Origin of the sequence: Streptomyces sp. WM6372, assembly GCF_001279655.1 — a bacterium.
Lineage (GTDB): Bacteria > Actinomycetota > Actinomycetes > Streptomycetales > Streptomycetaceae > Streptomyces.
The window spans coordinates 110,464-130,864 of the sequence record NZ_LGDB01000200.1 but is presented as its reverse complement, the minus strand read 5'-3'; the positions used below and the strand labels follow the sequence as shown (position 1 = coordinate 130,864).

Sequence of the window (20,401 nt, the reverse complement as noted above, 5' to 3'; positions counted from 1 at the left end):
GCGGAGGTGGTCCGGGGGGCGGGTCCGGGGTGGGGAGCCGTATCCCCCTGGCCCGTCTCGGAGTGGGTTCGGGGGTTTCCCGTCAGTCCCATCGTCCTTCCGGTTCGTGCCGGCCCGTCAAGGGCGCTCCTTCGTCGCGTCGCTACGCGATCGCCTTCGGCGCCCCTTGACCGACCGACCCGCCCCGGAAAGACCAAGGACTGCCGGGAAGCCCCCGAAAGAACGGCACGGTCCATCGTCACAGGAGCGGCCACGTCAGAGACCAGGCGAGGGGCCGGGCTCCGGCCCGCCGGGCATCCGGGCCCGCAGAGACCAAGACCCCGGGCCGGGGGCGCGGCTCCCCGCACCTGACGACGACCAGCGCCCCCTGCGGACCACCCGGGCGCACCAGATCGCTACGCGCTCCTCATGACATGCGTCCGGCGGCCGTCTGGGGCTGATACCCGCAGCTGAGGACTACCGGATCGGCCCGGGGCCGGCGCGCGCCGGATCCGTGCGTGCTCGCCGACGGCGAGGGGCCGTCCGGCCCGCGTCAGGAAGGGGTCGGGGTTGGGCGGACCAGTTCGCCCAGGGTGGGGACCGATTCGGGGCGGGAGCGGACGGCTTCCGTGCACTCCCAGGCCCGCGGCGGGTCCGCGTCCGGGCCGCCCAGGACCACCGGGCCCGGGCCCGCCGAGACGGCCTCGCTGCCCGCCAGCGTGCAGACCACCTGCGACAGCGCCACCGGCGGCAGGTCCTCCGGCTTGCGGCTGATGCGTATCGTCCCCGCCGGATCACCCGTCCGCGCCGGCGCGACCGTCAGGCCGCCCGGAACCCCGGTCGTGAACCCCGCGTCCCGCTCCTCCGACGACGGCTCCCGCTCCAGCGCCTCCAGCAGCGCCTCGGCGACCAGCACCACGGGGTCCCGTACCGGCTTCTTCTCCGGCACCGGCACCACCCGCTCCACGCCCACCAGCTGCGATCCGCAGACCAGCTCCACCGTGGCCCGGAAACCCTGCACCCCGGTCTGCGGCACCGGCGTATCGCACGACACCCGCGAAGGCGCCGCGCCGACGTCCACCGGCACCGTCGTCGCCCTGATCCCGCACCCGGACACCAGCCCCGCCACGGCCAACAGCACTGCCGCCCTACGCGTCCGCGTCACCGGCGATCACCTTCCCCACGTCCACCGGCAGCCGCAGCGTGAACAGCGCACCGCCCTGCGGCCCGTTGGCCGCCGTGATGTCGCCGCCGTGGATGTGCGCGTTCTCCACCGCGATCGACAGGCCCAGCCCGCTGCCGTCCGACTTCGGCCGCGAGGCGCTCGCCTTGTAGAACCGGTCGAAGACGTGCGGCAGCACCTCCTCCGGGATGCCCGGCCCGTTGTCCTGGACCGCGATCGACAGCCACTCGCCCTCGACGACCACCGACACCCGCACCGGCGAGCCGCCGTGCTTGAGCGCGTTGCCGATCAGGTTGGCGAGGATGACGTCGAGCCGGCGCGGGTCGAGCCGCGCCACGATGCCCCGCTCCGCGTCCAGTTCGACCGCGTCGAGCCAGGCCCGCGCGTCGATGCAGGCCGTGACCTGGTCGGCGACGTCCACGTCGTCCAGGACCAGCTTGGCCGTCCCCGCGTCGAAGCGGGTGACCTCCATCAGGTTCTCCACCAGGATGTTCAGTCGCCGGGTCTCGCTGACCACCAGCGCCACCGCCGGTGCGATCATCGGATCGAGGTCTTCGACCTCCTCCTCCAGCACCTCGGCGACCGCCGTCAGCGCCGTCAGCGGAGTGCGCAGTTCGTGCGACATGTCCGCGACGAAGCGCCGACTGGCCTCCTCCCGCGCGCTCATGTCGGCGACCTTCTTCTCCAGCGCCTCGGCCGTCTTGTTGAACGTGTGCGAGAGATCGGCGAGTTCGTCCGTCCCCGACACGTCGAGCCGGTGGTCCAGCTCGCCCTCGCCGAGCCGCCGCGCCGCGTCGCCCAGCCGCTGTACGGGCTTGAGCACGGTCCGGGCCGCCGCCTGCGCCAGCAGCGCGGACCCGAGCAGCGCGAGGCCCGTCGCGATGGTCAGCGACCAGCCGAGCGCGTTCAGGTCGTCCCGCTCCTGCGCCAGGGACTTGTACATGTAGCCGGTCGGCCCGCCGCCCACGATCCGCGTCCCGCCGACCAGGTACGGATTGCCGCGCGGCTTCGTCCGCTGCCAGTACACGTGGTACTCGGCGTCGTTCGCGGCCGTCGCCTTCTGCCGGTCGTTCACCGCGCGCTGCAGCGAGCCCGGTACGTCGTCCAGCCCGAACGCGTCGGGGCCGGCCGCGCCGAACACCTTGCGGCCGTTCTTGCGCTCGTCGACCAGCAGCACGCTGTAGCCGGGGCTGCTGCCCGCCATCAGCTCGGCGGTGCGCTGCATCTCCTCGGGCGTCGGGTCGGCGGGCAGCGCCGCGGCCCGGTTCTGCATCTCCTGGCGGAAGTCGCCGAGGGCCGCGTCCTGGGTACGGGTGAGCACGGCCTCGCGGTTGAGCCAGTACGCGATCCCGGACGCGGACACGGCGGCCACCAGCGCGACCAGGGAGAACACCATCAGGAGCCGCAGCCGCAGGCTGGTCCAGCGCCGGCCCGCGAACAGGGCTTTGATCACTGTGGCGAGTCCAGCCGGTAGCCGACACCACGCACGGTCCGGATGAGGGTGGGCGAGGACGGTACTTCCTCGACCTTGGCGCGCAGCCGCTGCACGCAGGCGTCCACGAGCCGGGAGTCGCCGAGGTAGTCGTGCTCCCAGACCAGTCGCAGCAGCTGCTGGCGCGAGAGCGCCTGCCCGGGCCGGCGGCTGAGCTCCAGCAGCAGCCGCAGCTCCGTCGGCGTGAGCTGGAGGTCCTCGCCGTTCTTGGTGACCGTCATGGCCGCCCGGTCGATGACCAGGGAGCCGAAGCTCGCCGAGTCGCTCGACTCGCGCTCGCCGCGGCGCAGGACGGCCCGGATCCGGGCGTCGAGCACCCGGCCCTGGACGGGCTTGACGACGTAGTCGTCGGCCCCCGACTCCAGGCCCACGACGACATCGATGTCGTCGCTGCGGGCGGTCAGCAGGATGATCGGCAGCTGGTCGGTGCGGCGGATCCGCCGGCACACCTCGAAGCCGTCGATCCCGGGCAGCATGACGTCCAGCACGATCAGGTCCGGCCGCTGCTCGCGCAGCAGTTTCAGGCCGTCCTCGCCCGTCGCCGCGGTGGCCACACGGTGGCCCTGGCGAGACAGGGAGAGTTCGAGGGCCGTGCGGATGGCGTCGTCGTCCTCGATCAGCAACAGGAAAGGCACGGGCTCATTCTGTCCCATCGACCGTTCGGAGTTCGACCGTCGGGCCCACGGGATCGCACGGGGGACCCACGGGAGTCGCTGTGACAGGCCTGTGACAGTCGGCGGACACCCCGGTTAAGTCGGCCGGGCAGTCTTTTACCAACGAAACCGAGCAGGATCCGAAGCAGACTCCACGACGGGGGGCGCGAGATGAACACGCTGCACAGCACCACCACCAGCGCGGTTGTCACGCGGCTGCACGATGTGAACCGCCGGGCAGGTGTCCGTTCGGTGACGGTCGCCCGTCCGCGGCCGGCGCACACGGTGGCCATCGACGCGAACACGTACCAGTCCGCCGTCCCGGTGCAGCGCACGCCCGAGCTCTCCGCCACCTCGGAGGCCGAGTTCACGGCGTACGTCAAGGAGCGGCGGGCCGCCCTCTACGCGACGGCCTTCCACCTGACCGGTGACCGTTACGAGGCCGAGGACCTGCTCCAGAGCGCGCTGTTCTCCACGTACCGCGCCTGGGACCGGATCAGCGACAAGGCCGCCGTCGGCGGGTACCTGCGACGCACGATGACGAACCTGCACATCAGCGCGTGGCGCCGGCGCAAGCTCAACGAGTACCCGACGGAGGAGCTCCCGGAGACGGCCTCCGACACGGACGCGATGCGGGGTACGGAACTGCGCGCGGTGCTGTGGCAGGCACTGGCCCGCATCCCGGAGCCGCAGCGCACGATGCTGGTGCTGCGGTACTACGAGGGCCGTACGGACCCGGAGATCGCGGAGATCCTGGGCATCAGCGTCGGCACGGTGAAGTCGAGCATCTGGCGGTCGCTGCGGCGGCTGCGGGACGACGAGGTGCTGAGCTTCGGCCGCGACGAGGCGGAGTCCTTCGAGGAGCTCGTCGCGTAACGCGGCACACCACAGACCATGGGCCAGGGGGCCCGTCCTACGGGGGTGGGACGGGGGCCTGCGGGGGGAGAAGGCGGGATCGGGCGGCCGGGGGGCCGCGTGGTCCCGCCTTCTCGTATTGCTACGCCGGGGCGGTCGTGCGGTGGCGGCCCGCGGCGCAGGCGGCCAGGCGGCCGAGGGCCTCGTCGCGGGCGCAGGCGTGGGCGCCGAGGGCGGTGTGGCGGGCCACGATGCCCCGCTCCGCCCGCATCAGCCGCCAGCCCCTGCGCAGCAGGAACGGCAGCGACTTGCGGCCCTCGCGCAAGTCCCGCGCGAGCCTGCGCCGGAACGTCGTCGACGGCCGGCCGCGCAGGCAGATGGCATCGGCCAGCAGCCCCATCTCCTGGCACCGGGCCACGATGTCGGCCGCGAAGATCCCCTCCGCGATGAAGAGCGGGGTGCGGGAGATGTCCAGCGTCTCCGTGCCCGTACGGGAGGAGGTGGCGATGCAGTACACCGGCACCTCGGTACGGCCGCCCGCGCAGAGCTCCCCGATCGCGGCGACCGCGGCCTCGGCGTCCCACGACAGCGGGGAGTCCCAGTCGATGTCGGAACTGCCCTCGACCAGCGGGAGGGTCGGGTCGTCGCCCTCCTTGTAGAAGTCGTCCAGGCGCAGCACCGGCAGCCCGGAACGGGCAGCCAGCCGGGACTTGCCGGAACCCGAAGGCCCGGTCAACAGGACGACACGCGTAGGCAAAGGAGAGGAGGAGCTCACAGGACACCAGTGTGAACCATTCCCCCGCGCAGGGGATGCCTCCGGTGGCCGGTTGGTATCCAGGATCACACGTCAACTACGCTGCGTGCGCACGCGACTACGACCTCAGGTGGGATCCCCATGGCACGTCACGCAGCCCCCGGCAGCTCCACGCTGCGCTCCGCAGGCATCACGCTCTCCATGGCCGGTGCGGCCCTGGCCATGGCCGCCGGCGGCGCCCAGGCCGGTGAGCTCTCGGTTCCGGCGGCCCTCGCGGGGGTCACCGACCCCGTCGCGAACCTCAAGGTGAACCCGCTGGCCCACACCGGCGTGGACCCGCTCGACAACGGCGTGGCCACCCGGGTCGCCGACTTCCCCGCGGTCGGCACCACCATGGTCACGGGGATCCTGACGCAGGGTCCGTCCGTCGGGGAGCTGCCCGGGGCGGCCGCGTCCTCGCTGCTCGGCCCGCTGCTGCCGAAGCAGCCGTGACCGCCGCCGTCGGGGCGTGAAAAGGCCCCGACAGCGCGGGGGACGCTGCCGGGGCCGGTTTCGGAGGGGGATCCGTCAGTACGAGGATCCGCCCGAGCCCAGCGAACCCGTCGGGTGCCAGACCGTCTTCGTCTCCAGGAACGCCGTCATGCGCGACGTGCCCGGGTCGGCGCTCCAGTCGTCCACAGGCTGTGGACGCAGGACGCGCTTGAGGTTGTCGGCCGCCGCGATCTCCAGCTCCTTGGCCAGCGCCGCGTCGGCACCCGCCAGGTCGATCGCGTTGACGTCCTGGTGGGACGCCAGGTGCGGGCCCATCTCGGCGGCCTTGCCGGACAGGATGTTGACGACGCCGCCCGGCAGGTCGGAGGTGGCCAGCACCTCGCCCAGCGAAAGGGCCGGGAGCGGGGCCTTCTCCGAGGTGATCACGACGGCCGTGTTGCCCGTCGCGATGACCGGGGCGATCACCGAGATCAGGCCCAGGAACGAGGAGTCCTGCGGGGCGATGACCGTGACGACGCCCGTCGGCTCCGGGGTGGAGAGGTTGAAGAACGGGCCCGCGACCGGGTTGGCCCCGCCCACGATCTGGCCGATCTTGTCGGTCCAGCCCGCGTACCAGACCCAGCGGTCGATGGCCGCGTCGACGACCGCGGCGGCCTTCGACTTGGACAGGCCCTCGGCCTCGCCGACCTCGCGGACGAACTGCTCGCGGCGGCCCTCCAGCATCTCGGCGATGCGGTAGAGGATCTGCCCGCGGTTGTACGCCGTCGCGCCCGACCAGCCGCCGAAGGCCTTGCGGGCCGCGACGACCGCGTCACGCGCGTCCTTGCGGGAGGACAGGGGGGCGTTGGCCAGCCACTTGCCCTTGGAGTCCTGCACCTCGTACACCCGGCCGCTCTCGGAGCGGGGGAACTTGCCCCCGACGTACAGCTTGTAGGTCTTGAAGACGTTCAGACGGGTCGACTCAGACATCGAGGTAGCCCTCCAGGCCGTGGCGGCCGCCCTCGCGGCCGAAGCCCGACTCCTTGTAGCCGCCGAAGGGCGAGGTCGGGTCGAACTTGTTGAACGTGTTGGCCCAGACGACGCCCGCGCGGAGCTTGTTCGCGACCGCGAGGATGCGGCTGCCCTTCTCCGTCCAGATGCCGGCGGACAGGCCGTACTGGCTGTTGTTGGCCTTGGCGACGGCCTCGTCGGGCGTACGGAACGTCAGCACGGACAGCACCGGGCCGAAGATCTCGTCGCGGGCGACGGTGTGCGCCTGGGTGACGTTCGTGAAGAGCGTCGGGGCGAACCAGTAGCCGGAGGACGGCAGCTCGCACGCCGGGGACCAGCGCTCGGCGCCCTCGGCCTCGCCGGTCTCCGCGAGCGCGGTGATCCGGGCCAGCTGCTCGGCGGAGTTGATCGCGCCGATGTCGGTGTTCTTGTCGAGCGGGTCGCCCAGGCGCAGGGTGCTCAGGCGGCGCTTGAGGGAGTCCAGCAGCTCGTCGTGGATCGACTCCTGGACCAGCAGGCGCGAGCCCGCGCAGCAGACCTGGCCCTGGTTGAAGAAGATCCCGTTGACGATGCCCTCGACGGCCTGGTCGATGGGGGCGTCGTCGAAGACGATGTTGGCGCCCTTGCCGCCCAGCTCCAGGGTGACCTTCTTGTCCGTACCGGCGATCTGGCGGGCGATGGCCTTGCCGACCGCGGTCGAGCCGGTGAAGGCGACCTTGTTGACGTCCGGGTGCTCGACGAGGGCCGCGCCCGCGTCCCCGTAACCCGTGAGGATGTTGACGACGCCCTTGGGCAGGCCCGCCTGGCGGCAGATGTCCGCGAAGAACAGCGCGGTGAGCGGGGTGGTCTCGGCGGGCTTGAGGACGACCGTGTTGCCGGTGGCGAGCGCCGGGGCGATCTTCCACGCCAGCATCAGCAGCGGGAAGTTCCACGGGATGACCTGGCCGGCCACACCGAGCGGGCGCGGGTTCGCGCCGTAGCCCGCGTGGTCGAGCTTGTCGGCCCAGCCCGCGTAGTAGAAGAAGTGCGCGGCGACGAGCGGGAGGTCCGCGTCGCGGGTCTCCTTGATCGGCTTGCCGTTGTCCAGGGTCTCCAGGACGGCCAGCTCGCGGCTGCGCTCCTGGATGATCCGGGCGATGCGGAAGAGGTACTTGGCGCGCTCGGAACCGGGCAGCGCGGACCAGGTCACGAAGGCCTTGCGGGCGGCCTTGACGGCGCGGTCGACGTCCGCGGCGCCGGCCTGGGCGACCTCGGAGAGGACCTCCTCGGACGACGGGGAGACGGTCTTGAAGACCTTGCCGTCGGCGGCGTCGGTGAACTCGCCGTCGATGAAGAGCCCGTACGAGGGGGCGATGTCGACGACGGAACGCGACTCGGGGGCCGGTGCGTACTCGAAAAGGGATGCCATGGTGATCAGTCCACCGTCACGTAGTCGGGACCGGAGTAACGGCCGGTGCTCAGCTTCTGGCGCTGCATCAACAGGTCGTTGAGCAGGCTGGAGGCGCCGAAGCGGAACCAGTGGTTGGAGAGCCAGTCCTCGCCCACGGTCTCGTTGACCAGGACCAGGAACTTGATGGCGTCCTTGGTGGTCCGGATGCCGCCGGCCGGCTTCACGCCGATCTGGATTCCAGTCTGCGCCTTGAAGTCGCGGACGGCTTCGAGCATCAGCAGCGTGTTGGCGGGGGTGGCGTTGACGCCGACCTTGCCGGTGGAGGTCTTGATGAAGTCGGCGCCCGCGAGCATGCCGATCCAGGAGGCCCGGCGGATGTTGTCGTAGGTCGACAGCTCGCCGGTCTCGAAGATGACCTTGAGGCGGGCGGCGGTGCCGTCGGGGCGTACGCACGCCTCCTTGATGGCCTTGATCAGCTCGTACGTCTCCAGGTAGCGGCCGGCGAGGAAGGCGCCACGGTCGATGACCATGTCGATCTCGTCGGCGCCGGCGGCAACGGCGTCACGGGTGTCCGCGAGCTTGACGGGCAGCGCGGCGCGGCCGGCCGGGAAGGCGGTCGCGACGGAGGCCACCTTGACGTCGGCGCCGTTCAGGGCCGCCTTCGCGGTGGCCACCATGTCGGGGTAGACGCAGACCGCGGCGGTCATGGGCGTCGTGCGGTCGGTCGGGTCGGGGTTGACGGCCTTGGCGGAGAGCGCTCGGACCTTGCCCGGGGTGTCCGCACCCTCAAGCGTGGTCAGGTCGATCATCGAAATGGCCAGGTCAATGGCGTACGCCTTGGCCGTGGTCTTGATCGAACGGGTACCGAGCGCGGCCGCGCGGGCCTCCAGGCCGACGGCGTCTACGCCGGGCAGCCCGTGCAGGAAGCGGCGCAGCGCGCTGTCGGACGTCGTCACGTCAGCGAATGCGGTGAGGGTGGTGGGCATGGTCACCAGATGAGCATATCTACGCGCGTAGCGGCCTGTCACCCCCCGCTGGCGCACATATGTGCGGACTCGGGCACATCCGGGCGCGGCGGGGGTCCGGCCGAAGATCGCGCTGCGGACCGCTGACCTCCGCTTTTCCTGTTACATGGCGAAGACAGGAACCCCATGGTCCAGTCGAACGAGAACCGTAAATTTCTCTTCAGCAGCCCGCCAGACCTCACCGGACGAAAGCCTTCGGCAGAAGACCCGTAGAGAAAAGGGGCATGCGACTCTCCCACCTTCCCGCGACACAGCTTCCAGGAGTCGTTATGCGCACCGCCCTCCGCACCTCGATCGTCACCGCCGCCCTCGCCGGGGCCCTGCTCGCGCCGGCCGCGACCGCGATCGCCGCGACCGCGCCGCAGCCGGTGCCGGTGCCGTCGACCCAGGCGGCCGCTGCCCCGAAGTCCTCGGTCGCGCCGGGTTCCTCGGCCTCGGACGACAACGGCCGCTACGAGGGCCGGCCGGTCTACGTCGGCAACGGAATGGTCGCGGTGCTGCGCAACGAGGCCGAGGGCCCGGAGGCCTGGATCCGCTACGTCGGCGACCAGTGGAAGCCGGGCGACAACTACATGCTCCACGTCGTGGGCCTGGTCACCCGCGGGCAGACCACCGCCGAGGCGTACGGGGCGTCCTTCAAGCTCACCAAGGCGGAGACGACCGCCCCGGTGCTCGTCGTCACCACGAAGGGCGTCGCCAAGTCCTACCCGCTGCCCGAGGGCAAGGCCGGCCAGGTCTGCTCGGCCGAGAAGTCGCAGGACATCGGCGCCGGCATGAGCGCCAAGCTGTTCATGTCCCCCGACGGCCCGCGGGCCGAGCTGTGGGTCGCCGGCGAGGACACCGCCTGGCGGCTGCTGGACCGCGGCTACCCCGCGCTGCCCGAGTCGGCCGGCATCATCGCCCGCATCGTGAACCCGAGCGGCGCCGCTCCCGGCTTCGAGTGGAAGACCCAGGGCGGTGGCACCCCGCTCGGCCGGACCTCCTTCCCGGCGCTGCCCAAGGGCTGCAAGCCGAACTACAAGGTCACCGAGGACCAGGCCACCGACAAGCCCGCGCCGAAGCCCGAGCCAACCGTCACGGTCAGCGCCAAGCCGGTCGTCGACGTGAAGCCGCAGGGCGGGGCGCAGACCGTGGTCGTGCCCAAGGGCGGAGTGGCCGCGGGGGCGGAGCTCGCCGCCGAGGACACCGACAACAGCACCACCGTGGCCGCCGGCGCGGGTCTCGTCGCGATCTTCGCCGGGCTGGGTGTCGCCCTGCTGGCCCGTGGCCGCCGCGCCGGCCGCAGCCGGGGCTGACGGCCCGCAGCCGGAGCCGGCCTTCCGGTACCGGCGGCCCTTCGACCCGTTCCCTCCCGTTCCTGCCTCCGGCGGGCCACCTCCGCGGTGGCCCGCCGGGCCCGCTTCCCGGAGCACCCCATGGCCCACCGCGTCCGCCCCCTGCTCGCCGCCGCCCTGCTCGGTCCGCTCGCCCTCGCCGCCCTGAGCGGCTGCGGCGGCGCGCCGGCCGCGCCGGTCCCCCCGCCCGCGCCCCGCATGGAGGCGGCCCCCGAACCGGCCCCGCCCGCCCCGACGGAGTCGGCCGCGCCCGTCGCCCCGCTGCCCGCCTCCGAGCCCGTACGGGTGAGGATCCCCGCGGCCGGGGTGGACACGGGACCGCTGCTGAAGCTGGGTCTGGCCGCCGACGGCAGCGTCGAGGTGCCCTCCGTCGCGAACGGGGACCGGATCGGCTGGTACACGAAGGGCGTCACCCCGGGCGAGACCGGCCCGGCCGTGCTCATCGGGCACTTCGACACCGCGCGCGGACCGGCCGTACTGCGCGACGTGGCGAAGATCCACGCCGGCGACGGGATCACCGTCTCCCGGGCGGACGGCAGCTCCGCCGTCTTCCGGGTGCGCGCGCTGGAACAGGTCGACAAGAAGAGCTTCCCGACCGCCAGGGTGTACGGGAACACCGCGCGCCCCGAGCTGCGGCTGATCACCTGCGGGGGCGAGATCACCGACGGCCACCGGCCCGACAACATCATCGTGTACGCCGATCTCGTCGGTTGAGATGGCGTGAGGCAGAATCGGCCTCATGAGCAGCCAGCAGCCCCCCGAAGAGCCGGCGTACGCAGACCGGGTCTACCGCTCCCCCATGGCCGTCGTCACCGGGGTCCTGCTGCTCGCGCTCGTCGCGTGGATGTGCGGGGACGCCATCGTGCGGGGGTCGGGGAACGCCCCGTGGTTCGGCGTGGCGACGGTCCTGCTGGCCGCACCGCTGATCGTGGCGTTCACGATCCGCCCGGCCGTCTTCGCCAATGACGACCGGCTGCGCGTGCGGAACCCCTTCCGGGTCATCGAGCTGCCCTGGGCCACCGTGGACGCGGTGCGCGCCGGGTACTCGGCGGAGGTGCTGGCCGACGGGTCGAAGTACCAGCTGTGGTCCGTCCCGGTCTCGCTGCGCGAGCGGAAGAAGGCGAACCGGCAGCAGAGCCGGCAGGAGTTCTCCCGGCGCGGCGGGCCCACCGGCAAGGGCGCCGCGGCCTCGCCGGGCGGGGCCGGCCCGGCCGCCGCGGCCGGAGCGCAGCGGGCCCAGGCCGACCAGGTCGTGCACGAGTTGCAGGAGCTGGCCGAGCGCAGTGCCTCGCGGGCCGGCGCCCAGGGCAGCGTGCGCGTGCGGTGGTCGTACGAGGTCCTGGCCCCCGCCGCCCTCGGCGCGGTGTTCCTGATCGTGCTGCTCGTCATCGGCTGACGCCGGGCCCGTCCGCCGCGGACCCGTACCGGCTGCGGTAGCGGCGTCCGCTCCGAGCCGTCCGCTCCGGCCCGTCCGCTCCGGCCCCCGGCCCCCGTACGGGTGGGTGCGAGCCCGCTCACAGGATCCGACCGGAACCGCGGCCACCGGGGCCTGCGTCCTCGCACATGTGCAGCGCAACGAGGTCGGCCGCAGTGCCGCCACCGCCATTCACCTCCGGCTCCGGCTCCTGGGCGGGGGGCTGCTGATCGCGCATCTCCTCCTCGTCGGCTGGCTCACTCTGCGGCCCCTGGACGTGCCCTGGGCGGCCGCGGCCAATCTGACCCCGCTGGAGGGGATCCGGGCGGACCTCTCGTACGGACCGCTGGAGGCGGCCCGGCGGATCGGCGAGGCGCTGGCGCTGCTGGCCCCGCTCGGGGTGCTGCTGCCGCTCGTCAACGGGAGCCTGGCGCCTTCGCCGCTGGCCGCGTGGTCCTCGCTGGGCCGGACCGCCGCCGCGGGGGTGCTGGTCTCGCTCCTCATCGAGATGCTCCAGAGCTCCGTCCCGGGGCAGGTGGTCGACGTGGACTCGGTCCTGCTGAACGCGCTGGGCGTCGTACTCGCGCACGTGGCCGTCGTACCGGCGCTGCGTGCGCGGCTGCGGCGCACGCGGCGCTCCGAGCGGTCCTCTCAGGGGTCCACCCCGAGAATTCCCAGGGTCGGACTCGGCCCCTGGACCGACGTTTTGTCGGCGGTGCCGCGGGAGTATTGAGGCATCGCGGGAGAACCTCCCGCCGGATGCCACAGAGGAGAAACCATGAGCGCGATTGTCCGCCCCCGTGACGGCCGCTGGATCGGCGGCGTCTGCGCCGGACTGGCGCGTCGCTTCGGAATATCCGCGAACACGATGCGCGTCATTTTCGTCGTCTCGTGCCTGCTGCCCGGCCCGCAGTTCCTGATCTACCTGGCGCTGTGGCTGCTCCTGCCGAACGAGAAGTCCGCCTCGAACGCCTGGTAAAAGCGCCCGGAAAAAGCGCCTGGCAACGCATTCGAGGCGGAAAGACCGGGGCGTCAGCTCGCGCCGCGGACCTTCTCCAGCTGCTTGTCCGCCACCTCGTGCGGGACCAGGGCCTTCTGCTGGGCCCCGGCGACGTTGAGGGCCATCAGCCGTACGACGGAGGCGCCCTGGCGGACGACGACCACGTGGACCTGGGCGGAGACGCCCTGGGCGGCCGCGGTGGTGGTCCAGCTGACGGTCTCGTCGCCGGTCGTCTTGTACTCGGCGGCCCGTACCTCGCGGTAGCTGCCGCTCTGCTTGTCGACGGTGGCGGTGAAGCCCGTACCGCAAGCGCCGACGGCGCTGCGGAGGCGGGCGATGAGCGCCTTGGCGTCGCTCTCGGCGTACGAGCTGACGGAGGCGGAGACGGCGAGTCCGACCTGCTTCTGGGAGCCGATGCCGCGGTTGACGGTCTCGCGGGCGGCCGGGTCCGGCTTGTCGCCCATGATGTCGGCAAGGGGCTGGCAGGCCTTGCGGTCGGCCTGGGGCTGGCCGTCGGGGGCGTTCGGGTTCTTGCCCTGCGCGGAGACCTGGTAGCCGGGCAGATCGCCCTGTTCGAGCGCGGAGCGCTCCAGCTTGCTCGCCCCGGCCTTCGGTGCGGTGGCGCCGCTCGGGGCGGAGCCCGGGGACGCGGCGGCGGAGCCCGCGGGGGCGGAGCCCTTGGGGTCGGGCGTCTTGCCGGCCGCGGGGGCGTCCTTGTTGCTGCTGCACCCCACGGCCCCCAGGAGGAGGGCGGGGAGCAGGGCGGCGGTGGCCGCTCCGACCGTGACTCGTGCCTTCAAGCGCATGACCGATGACCTCATACCCAGTGCGTCGGCGGGCAGTTGGTGGTGATCGTGGCACACGCCACGACGTGGCACACACCCGATCGAACCGGCGTGCGCCACGTGCGTGTGCGTGCGAAAAATCCGCAGACGAGTCCGCGGAGGGGTCTGACGGTGATCAGCCGCCGAGCGCGCTCTGGAGGGGCAGGCCGCCGAGGGTCGGGCCGACCGCGTCGGTGAGCTGGTTGAGGGGGGCGGCCGGGTCGCTCTGCTGCTGGCCGTCCTCGGCGCTGACGCGCTGCTGGCTCGTGAGTCCCTGGGCGGCGCCGGTCACGGTGCCCAGCGCGTCGGAGAGACCGATCGCGGGCACGGCGGCCGAGGCGGAACCCGCGGCGGCGGCGACGAAGGCGGCGCCGAGGGCGGCGGCACCGAGGGTCTTGGCAGCTGACTTCTTCATGAAGATTTAGTCCTTGCGACGGGGAATTGAGCGGCTCCGCAAACTAGTCACTTCAAACCCCCGCCCGCAAACATACGTAAATACGAGAAAGCGCCCGGGAATTGCTCCTCCCGGGCGCTTTCCGTCGGTCAGGCCGTGGCCTAGGCCGAGACAGAACCGCTGGTCGAAGCAGTCTGCTGGAACAGCCACTCCGACTTCAGCTCCGCATAACCGGGCTTGATGACCTCATTGATCATGGCCAGTCGTTCATCGAAAGGAATGAACGCGGACTTCATCGCATTGACGGTGAACCACTGCATGTCGTCGAGCGTGTAGCCGAAGGTGTCGACCAGGTGCTCGAACTCGCGGCTCATGCTGGTGCCGCTCATCAGCCGGTTGTCGGTGTTGACCGTCAGCCTGAAGTGCAGCTTCCGCAGCAGCCCGATCGGGTGCTCGGCGTACGAGGCGGCCGCGGCGGTCTGCAGGTTCGAGGTGGGGCACATCTCCAGGGGGATGCGCTTGTCCCGGACGTACGAGGCCAGCCGCCCCAGCTTCACGGAACCGTCGGCGGCGACCTCGATGTCGTCGATGATCTTCACGCCGTGGCCCAGGCGGTCGGCGCCGCACCACTGGAGCGCCTGCCAGATCGACGGCAGGCCGAAGGCCTCGCCCGCGTGGATGGTGAAGTGGTTGTTCTCGCGCTTGAGGTACTCGAACGCGTCCAGGTGGCGGGTGGGAGGGAACCCGGCCTCGGCGCCGGCGATGTCGAAGCCGACCACGCCGTTGTCGCGGTAGCGGTTCGCCAGCTCGGCGATCTCCAGCGCGCGGGCGGCGTGGCGCATCGCGGTGAGCAGCGCGCCGACGCGGATGCGGTTGCCGTTGGTGCGCGCGCGGCGCTCGCCCTCGCGGAAGCCCTCGTTGACCGCCTCGACGACCTCTTCGAGGGTCAGTCCGGCTTCGAGGTGCTGCTCGGGGGCGTAGCGGATCTCGGCGTACACGACGCCGTCCTCGGCCAGGTCCTGGGCGCACTCGGAGGCGACCCGGAAGAGGGCCTCCTTCGTCTGCATGACGGCGCAGGTGTGCGCGAACGTCTCCAGGTAGCGCGGCAGGGAGCCGGAGTCGGCGGCTTCGCGGAACCAGACGCCCAGCTTGTCGGCGTCGGTCTCGGGAAGGTTCTCGTAGCCGACCTTGTGCGCCAGCTCGATGATGGTCCCGGGGCGCAGGCCACCGTCGAGGTGGTCGTGGAGCAGCACCTTCGGGGAGCGGCGGATCTGATCCGGGGTGGGCAGGTTGGGGGTCTCGCTCGTCATCCGGGCACTCTACTCCTACGCGCGTAGAGCAGCGCGTCGGCGACAGGGGTCGATATTCAACAGAGACCGTACGGACGGGTCGCGTACACCTGTCAGTCTGAGAGTGTTCGGCCATGGCACAGCATGCGCCGCCGGCGCGCGGGGCCCGCCTGGGGCGGGCGGCCGGCGCGAACGGCTCGGTCTCGACGGGCAGCACGGTCAACGGAGTCGTCCTCTTACTCCCCGGTAAATCCAGATTGTCACCCGGTCCGGTGCGTCCGCTCGCCCGGGCACTGGTCCGGGCGGGCGGTGCGGACGGGCTGGTCGCGCACACGGTGCTGCACGGCAGGGGGGCTTGCCGGGAGGACGACGCCCGGTGGGCGGCGGACGAGGTGGTGCGCAGGTACGGGGACGTGCCGGTGTGCCTCGCCGGGTACGACGCGGGCGGCCGGGCGGCGCTGCGGGCGGCGGGCCACGAAGCCGTCAACGCGGTGCTGGCGCTTGCCCCTTCCTTGGGAGAGGTGGTCTCGCCGGACTCCCCGGAACCGGTGAAGCAGTTGTCGGGGCGGCAGGTGCTGATCGTGCACGGGACGAACGACGCGCACAGTGACCCGGAAGCATCGTTTCGGCTGGCGGCCCAGGCGAAGAAGGCGAACCGCTCGACGTGCCGGTTCGAGGTGCACTCGGACGGCCACCGGCTGCGCGAGCACCAGGCGGAAGTCGTGGCGCTGTCGGTGGACTTCATCCTGGGGGCGATGTTCTCGGGGCGGTTTTCGCGGCCGGTGACGGACGCGCTGGCGGCGCCGCCGCCGCTGGGGCTGCGGATGCCGCTCGCGACGGGTTTCGGGCGTTCGCTGCGGGGCTGAGGAGCCGAACGGCCACATGAACGAGCAGACGGGCCGCCGGGCCACCGGGCCGCCCGGGCGTAAAGTGAGGAGTGGACTCGGGGTGCTTCTCCGCGGGAGGCGGTGCGGCATGGCCGCGATCGTGCGCAAGAGCTTCGACCAGGCGGACGAGACCCGTCCGTTCGCGGACGGCAAGGGCAGGCTCGACGTCATCCAGACCGACGGCGGAGCCGTGGGCCGCGGGGTCTTCGAGCCGGGCTGGCGCTGGTCGGAGCACATCAAGCCGCTGGCGGGCACGGACAGCTGCCAGGCCTCGCACACGGGTTACGTCGTGAGCGGCCGGATGAAGGTCGTCATGGACGACGGGGCCGGCGAGGAGTACGGCCCCGGCGACTTCATGCAGATCGGGCCCGGGCACGACGCCTGGGTCGTCGGCGACGAGCCGTGCGTGGCGGTCGACTGGACCGGTTTCGGCAACTACGCGAAGCCGGCTTCCTGACCTGCGCCGGTCTCAGCCGGCCGGCAGCCACACCGGGTTCGTGAACGCCGCCAGGGCGCCCGGGAGCGGCGGGAGCGTGGCGGGGTGGCGGACCTCGGCCCGTACGTAGGCCGAGCGGGCCGGGCTGGTGTGCCATTCCAGGGCGGCGTCCGACGAGGTCGCGGCCAGGCCCTGGTCGGTGATCAGCCGCAGCTCGCAGCCCGGGGCGCCCGTGGCCGTGAGCCGGACCAGGACGTCCGCGTCCGGGGCCACCCGCAGCGTCTCCCCGATGCCGGCGTGCTCCCCGCGCGGGCCGACCGCCTCGAAGACGACCGAGACCCGGGCGGACTCGGCCCCGTAGGACCGCCCGGCCCGCATCCCCGCGAGGACCGCCTCCCGGGTCAGGTCCTCGGCCAGGACCACGGTCTGCGGGCCGCCGACGCGGTCCGGGTCGCGGTGGTGGTCGCTGTTGGCGACGGCCGGCAGCCACCGCTCGCCGTCGGCGCCGCGCAGGGTGGCGTCCCACGAGGCCAGGGAGACCTCGTCGTCGGGGGTCCAGGGGCCGTTCCACACCTCCACGGCGTCGGCCTCGCCGAAGCCGAACTTCCAGGCGCAGCCGATGCAGGTGGCGTGCGGGTGGGCCGGTACGACCAGGCCGCCCGCGCCGCGGATCGTACGGGCGAACCGGCCGAAGCGGTTCTCGCGGGCCCGGTAGCGCCAGTCGACGAAGGTGCCCGGGTCGGTGCCGACGGCCAGGACGTGGCCGGTGCGGGTGGTGATCTCCTCGCCGGTCATGATCAGCAGGTCCGGCGAGAGCGCGTCGGCCCAGGCGGCGTGGGCGCTGTGGGTGTTGTGCTCCGAGGAGTTGATGAAGTCCAGGCCGGCCGCGCGGGCCAGGGCGGCTATCTCGGCCGGGGTGCGCCGCCCGTCGGAGTGCACCGAGTGGATGTGGCAGTCGCCGCGGTACCAGGCCCGGCCGCGGCCCCGGGCGCGCTGGGGCGGGTAGAGCGGGCGCGGCGTGGGGCCCGGCTCGCCGAAGGCGAAGCGTGCGGTGATCTCGTACGGGAGCCCCTGCGGGGCGACGGTGTACGGGCCGAGCACGAGGTGCCAGCGGCCGGCGCCGATCGGGCCGGGCAGGTAGCCGGGGGTCGCCTCGTCGGCGCGCAGGAAGAACTCGCTGCGGGCCCCGCCGGACCAGCCGCGGAAGCCGCGGCCGCCGAGGGCGGTGCCGTGCTGGTCGAAGATGCCGATGTCGAGGGCGTTGCCGGGCGTGCCGGGCGGTACGGGTGGCTTGCCGTACGTGTACGCCACTCTTAACTCGCGTACGCCGCGCGGGACGTCGAGGGGTATCTCCACGAAGTCCGGGGCGCCCGGGGGGATCGTGCCGGTCAGGATCCGGGTGTCCGGCGAGGGCGCGGACAGGTGCGGGGTGGTGACTGCGGCGGCGCCGGACACACCGGTCGCCAGAACTTCACGCCTCGTGAGGGCCATGCCCCCACGGTGGCGGCGGTACGTGAATCCCGTGTGAATCCGGGGTGAGAGGTCCCGGTCTGCCGAGCGGGCCCGCGGCCCGGTCCAGGACGCGGGCCCGCCCGTGCCGGACGTCGGCCGGCCGACAGCGCCGACCGGGCGGCTGTGGTCGCGCCGGTCAGCCGGTACCCGCCGCTCCGCCCCCTCACGGTCGGACGGCACCGGCGGACCCGGCGCGACCACCACGGTGCGCGCGCCTGCCCGTCGGGCGGCGGCCACCACGGCGGGGCGCGGGCCCAGCAGGACCGCCATGGGCCCCCGCCCGGTCCCGCGTACCCGCTCCCGCTCCCCCGTCACCGCGTTTCCCCCTTCACCCGGTGTGACCACTGTGCCGGTTCGGCATATGTGCACGGCGCCCGATCGGGCGTCGTCTTGCCGCCTTGCGGGAACACGAGGGGTTTATAAACATCCGCAAGCCGGGACGAATATGCACATGCCAGCCGACGAAGCCGAACCGCCGTCCGGAGGCGACCTGAGCCGCGCCGCCCGGCGGCTGTACGCGTACGCCGTGGAGCGGCACTCGTTCGCCGAGGCCGAGGCGACCGGGGACCTCGGGGCGCGGGCGGCCGCGGCGATCACCGAGCTGGCGGCGGCGCACCTGCTCCAGCGGGCCCCCGGCAGCGGCCCGGACCGGTGGAGCGCGGTCGCGCCGCGGGCGGCGGCGGCCCGGGCGCTGGCCCCGCTGGCCCTGCTCGTACGGGAGACCCACGACGAGATGGACCGGCTGCGCGGGCGGCTGGAGGCGCTGGTCCCGGCGTACGAGGCGGGGGCGGCGCACCTCGAACGGAACGGGTCGGGGCGGGCGGAGCTGGAGCTGGTCACGGACCTGGGGGCGGCGCGGGGGCTGATCGCGGAGCTGGTCGCGGAGTGCGGGCGGGAGCTGCTGGCCTCGCAGCCGGGCGGGGCCCGGCCGTTGGAGACGCTGGAAGAGGCCATCGGGCGGGACGAGTCGCTGCTGACGCGCGGGGTGCGGATGCGCACGATCTACCAGCACACGGCGCGCTACTCGCGGCCCACGGCGGCCTACGTGGAGCGGGTGACGGCGCTGGGCGCGCAGGTGCGGACGCTGGGCGACGGGCTGATGCGGATGCTGGTCTTCGACGGGCACACGGGGCTGATGTCGGTGCCGGACCGCGCCGGGGCGGCGCTGGTGGTGCGGGAGCCGGCGGTGGTGCACTTCATGACGGCGGCGTTCGAGCGCTCGTGGGTGGCGGCGGAGCCCTTCCCGACGACGGTGGGCCCGGAGGCGGCGCGCTCGCTCTCGGACGAGCTGCGGCAGCTGATCGTACGGCTGCTCGCGGAGGGACTGGAGGACAAGGTGATCGCGCGCAGGCTGGGCATGTCGGAGCGCACCTGCCAGCGCCACATCGCCGAGATCATGCGGGCGGTGGGCGCCAAGTCCCGATTCCAGGCGGGCTACTTGCTCTCCCCGGCCCCGCCGGATCCCGAGGTCGGCGCCGGATCCTGAACGGGGCTCCCTGGGCTCCCGGGCGTCCCGAGGTGCCCACCGTGCAGCTCCGGGATGAGGCGGCCGCGGCGGGAGAGGAGGAAGCGCTTGAACTCGGCCACCGGGCGGGTGTCGGGGTGGCCGTCCAGCCAGGCGACTCCGATCTCGCGGACCGCCCGGGGGGCCGTCACCGTCAGCTCGACCACGCCGGGGCGGGCCACGGCCGGGGGCGGCAGCAGGGCCACGCCGAGACCCGCCGCGACCAGGCCGCGCAGGGTCTCGGCCTCCTCTCCCTCGAAGGCCACCCGCGGGGTGAACCCGGCCTCCGCGCAGAGGTCGTCGGTGATGCGGCGCAGGCCGTAGCCGGCCTCCAGGGTGACGAAGGTTTCCTCGGCCGCCTCGGCGAGGCGGATGCGCTTGCGGCCGGCGAGGCGGTGGTCGTCGGGGACGACGAGGCGCAGCCGCTGCTCGTCGAGGCGGCGGGCGACGAGGTCGGGCGCGTCCGGGAGCGGTGAGGTCAGGCAGAGGTCGAGCTCGCCGGCCCGCAGTTTCTCCAGCATGGCCTCGCCGTAGTTCTGCACCAGGGAGAAGCGCACGCGCGGGTGGTCGGCGCGGAAGGCGCGGATCAGGCCGGGTACGGTCTCGGGGCCGAGGGTGTGCAGGAAGCCGAACGCCACCTTGCCGAGGGCCGGATCGGCGTCCAGCTGCACCGACTCGGCGGCGCGGGCGATCTCGGCGAGGGCCCGCTCGGCCGAGGCGAGGAAGGTCCGGCCGGCCGTGGTGAGGGCGACGGTGCGGCCCTTGCGGGCGAACAGCGTGACGCCGAGGTCCTGTTCGAGCCGGACCATGGCCCGGGAGAGGGTGGACTGCGGGACGCCCAGCTCGTGCGCGGCGCGGGTGACGTGCTCGTGGCGGGCGACGGCGGCGAAGTACGCGAGGCGGGGTGCCAGCAAACCTGTCACTGCCATGTCTTCTTCGTAACGGTTCATTGACAGGCACCCTTCTGAGCTGCGGTCATGCACCAGTGGATTGA

22 protein-coding genes are annotated in these 20,401 nt (G+C 72.7%); 10 read left to right on the top strand and 12 right to left on the bottom strand.

Annotated elements, in window-relative coordinates:
- Positions 1–532: 532 nt before the first annotated feature.
- The 3 genes from ADK52_RS25010 to afsQ1 are packed head-to-tail and all read right to left on the bottom strand — an operon-like array spanning position 533 to position 3,289.
- Complete coding sequence (locus tag ADK52_RS25010) at positions 533–1,144, bottom strand: hypothetical protein (protein WP_053692077.1); 612 nt, start codon at positions 1,142–1,144, stop codon at positions 533–535.
- The gene (locus ADK52_RS25005) at positions 1,128–2,558 is read right to left on the bottom strand and encodes a HAMP domain-containing sensor histidine kinase (RefSeq protein ID WP_234344221.1); all 1,431 of its coding nucleotides are present in this window, start codon (positions 2,556–2,558) and stop codon (positions 1,128–1,130) included. Before ADK52_RS25005 ends, ADK52_RS25010 begins: the two co-directional genes overlap by 17 nt.
- A 53-nt stretch (positions 2,559–2,611) precedes the next feature.
- Positions 2,612–3,289, bottom strand: coding sequence for a two-component system response regulator AfsQ1 (afsQ1, locus tag ADK52_RS25000; protein ID WP_063783935.1), 678 nt, complete (start codon positions 3,287–3,289; stop codon positions 2,612–2,614).
- 189 nt (positions 3,290–3,478) lie between these two features.
- Here afsQ1 and ADK52_RS24995 point away from each other — a divergent pair, with 189 nt between their 5' ends.
- A complete protein-coding gene (locus ADK52_RS24995) occupies positions 3,479–4,183 on the top strand; it encodes a SigE family RNA polymerase sigma factor (RefSeq protein ID WP_053692074.1) in 705 nt (234 codons plus the stop codon).
- Between the two features lie 121 nt (positions 4,184–4,304).
- Here the strand turns inward: ADK52_RS24995 and ADK52_RS24990 are convergent, their stop codons facing one another.
- Positions 4,305–5,003, bottom strand: coding sequence for a uridine kinase family protein (locus ADK52_RS24990; RefSeq protein WP_078988580.1), 699 nt, complete (start codon positions 5,001–5,003; stop codon positions 4,305–4,307).
- 54 nt (positions 5,004–5,057) lie between these two features.
- On the opposite strand from ADK52_RS24990, the gene ADK52_RS24985 reads away from it, so the two are divergent.
- Positions 5,058–5,408 (top strand): hypothetical protein, encoded by a 351-nt coding sequence (locus ADK52_RS24985; protein WP_053692072.1) that lies wholly within the window; start codon positions 5,058–5,060, stop codon positions 5,406–5,408.
- A gap of 75 nt (positions 5,409–5,483) precedes the next feature.
- On the opposite strand, the gene ADK52_RS24980 is transcribed toward ADK52_RS24985, so the two are convergent.
- From ADK52_RS24980 to deoC, 3 genes are read right to left on the bottom strand one after another with little or no spacing between them, the layout of a single operon-like run.
- On the bottom strand, positions 5,484–6,377 hold the full coding sequence (locus ADK52_RS24980; RefSeq protein WP_053692071.1) for an aldehyde dehydrogenase family protein: 894 nt from the start codon (positions 6,375–6,377) through the stop codon (positions 5,484–5,486).
- Positions 6,370–7,806 carry an aldehyde dehydrogenase family protein gene (locus tag ADK52_RS24975; protein WP_030865367.1) on the bottom strand — a complete coding sequence of 479 codons (1,437 nt, stop codon included), beginning with the start codon at positions 7,804–7,806 and terminating at the stop codon, positions 6,370–6,372. Before ADK52_RS24975 ends, ADK52_RS24980 begins: the two co-directional genes overlap by 8 nt.
- A 5-nt stretch (positions 7,807–7,811) precedes the next feature.
- Positions 7,812–8,774, bottom strand: a complete 963-nt coding sequence (deoC, locus tag ADK52_RS24970) for a deoxyribose-phosphate aldolase (RefSeq protein ID WP_106977248.1) — start codon at positions 8,772–8,774, stop codon at positions 7,812–7,814.
- Positions 8,775–9,082: 308 nt separating this feature from the next.
- Here deoC and ADK52_RS24965 point away from each other — a divergent pair, with 308 nt between their 5' ends.
- The 5 genes from ADK52_RS24965 to ADK52_RS24945 all read left to right on the top strand — a co-directional run bounded on the left by ADK52_RS24965 (position 9,083) and on the right by ADK52_RS24945 (position 12,540).
- Positions 9,083–10,108 (top strand): hypothetical protein, encoded by a 1,026-nt coding sequence (locus ADK52_RS24965; protein ID WP_053692070.1) that lies wholly within the window; start codon positions 9,083–9,085, stop codon positions 10,106–10,108.
- A gap of 120 nt (positions 10,109–10,228) precedes the next feature.
- On the top strand, positions 10,229–10,861 hold the full coding sequence (locus tag ADK52_RS24960) for a class F sortase (protein WP_053692069.1): 633 nt from the start codon (positions 10,229–10,231) through the stop codon (positions 10,859–10,861).
- 25 nt (positions 10,862–10,886) lie between these two features.
- Positions 10,887–11,543, top strand: coding sequence for a PH domain-containing protein (locus ADK52_RS24955; RefSeq protein WP_053692068.1), 657 nt, complete (start codon positions 10,887–10,889; stop codon positions 11,541–11,543).
- 169 nt (positions 11,544–11,712) lie between these two features.
- The gene (locus tag ADK52_RS24950) at positions 11,713–12,294 is read left to right on the top strand and encodes a VanZ family protein (RefSeq protein ID WP_053692067.1); all 582 of its coding nucleotides are present in this window, start codon (positions 11,713–11,715) and stop codon (positions 12,292–12,294) included.
- Positions 12,295–12,339: 45 nt separating this feature from the next.
- Positions 12,340–12,540: a PspC domain-containing protein gene (locus tag ADK52_RS24945; protein ID WP_030154957.1), complete on the top strand. Its 201-nt coding sequence runs from the start codon at positions 12,340–12,342 to the stop codon at positions 12,538–12,540.
- A gap of 53 nt (positions 12,541–12,593) precedes the next feature.
- Here ADK52_RS24945 and ADK52_RS24940 read toward each other — a convergent pair whose 3' ends face one another.
- The 3 genes from ADK52_RS24940 to ADK52_RS24930 all read right to left on the bottom strand — a co-directional run bounded on the left by ADK52_RS24940 (position 12,594) and on the right by ADK52_RS24930 (position 15,089).
- Positions 12,594–13,367, bottom strand: coding sequence for a hypothetical protein (locus ADK52_RS24940; protein ID WP_053692066.1), 774 nt, complete (start codon positions 13,365–13,367; stop codon positions 12,594–12,596).
- A 154-nt stretch (positions 13,368–13,521) separates the two neighbouring features.
- Positions 13,522–13,800 (bottom strand): hypothetical protein, encoded by a 279-nt coding sequence (locus ADK52_RS24935; protein ID WP_053692065.1) that lies wholly within the window; start codon positions 13,798–13,800, stop codon positions 13,522–13,524.
- Between the two features lie 140 nt (positions 13,801–13,940).
- Positions 13,941–15,089: an adenosine deaminase gene (locus ADK52_RS24930; RefSeq protein WP_053692064.1), complete on the bottom strand. Its 1,149-nt coding sequence runs from the start codon at positions 15,087–15,089 to the stop codon at positions 13,941–13,943.
- A gap of 113 nt (positions 15,090–15,202) precedes the next feature.
- Between ADK52_RS24930 and ADK52_RS24925 the strand changes: the two genes are divergently transcribed.
- A complete protein-coding gene (locus tag ADK52_RS24925; RefSeq protein ID WP_063783934.1) occupies positions 15,203–15,934 on the top strand; it encodes a dienelactone hydrolase family protein in 732 nt (243 codons plus the stop codon).
- Positions 15,935–16,043: 109 nt separating this feature from the next.
- Positions 16,044–16,412 carry a cupin domain-containing protein gene (locus ADK52_RS24920; protein ID WP_053692063.1) on the top strand — a complete coding sequence of 123 codons (369 nt, stop codon included), beginning with the start codon at positions 16,044–16,046 and terminating at the stop codon, positions 16,410–16,412.
- A gap of 12 nt (positions 16,413–16,424) precedes the next feature.
- On the opposite strand, the gene ADK52_RS24915 is transcribed toward ADK52_RS24920, so the two are convergent.
- Positions 16,425–17,882: a CehA/McbA family metallohydrolase gene (locus ADK52_RS24915; protein WP_053692088.1), complete on the bottom strand. Its 1,458-nt coding sequence runs from the start codon at positions 17,880–17,882 to the stop codon at positions 16,425–16,427.
- A gap of 472 nt (positions 17,883–18,354) precedes the next feature.
- Here ADK52_RS24915 and ADK52_RS44600 point away from each other — a divergent pair, with 472 nt between their 5' ends.
- Entirely contained in the window at positions 18,355–19,389 is a 1,035-nt protein-coding gene (locus tag ADK52_RS44600; RefSeq protein WP_063783933.1) for a helix-turn-helix transcriptional regulator, read from the top strand.
- Here the strand turns inward: ADK52_RS44600 and ADK52_RS24905 are convergent.
- Positions 19,338–20,393, bottom strand: coding sequence for a LysR family transcriptional regulator (locus ADK52_RS24905; protein ID WP_234344218.1), 1,056 nt, complete (start codon positions 20,391–20,393; stop codon positions 19,338–19,340). The genes ADK52_RS44600 and ADK52_RS24905 overlap by 52 nt on opposite strands.
- Between the last annotated feature and the right edge of the window lie 8 nt (positions 20,394–20,401).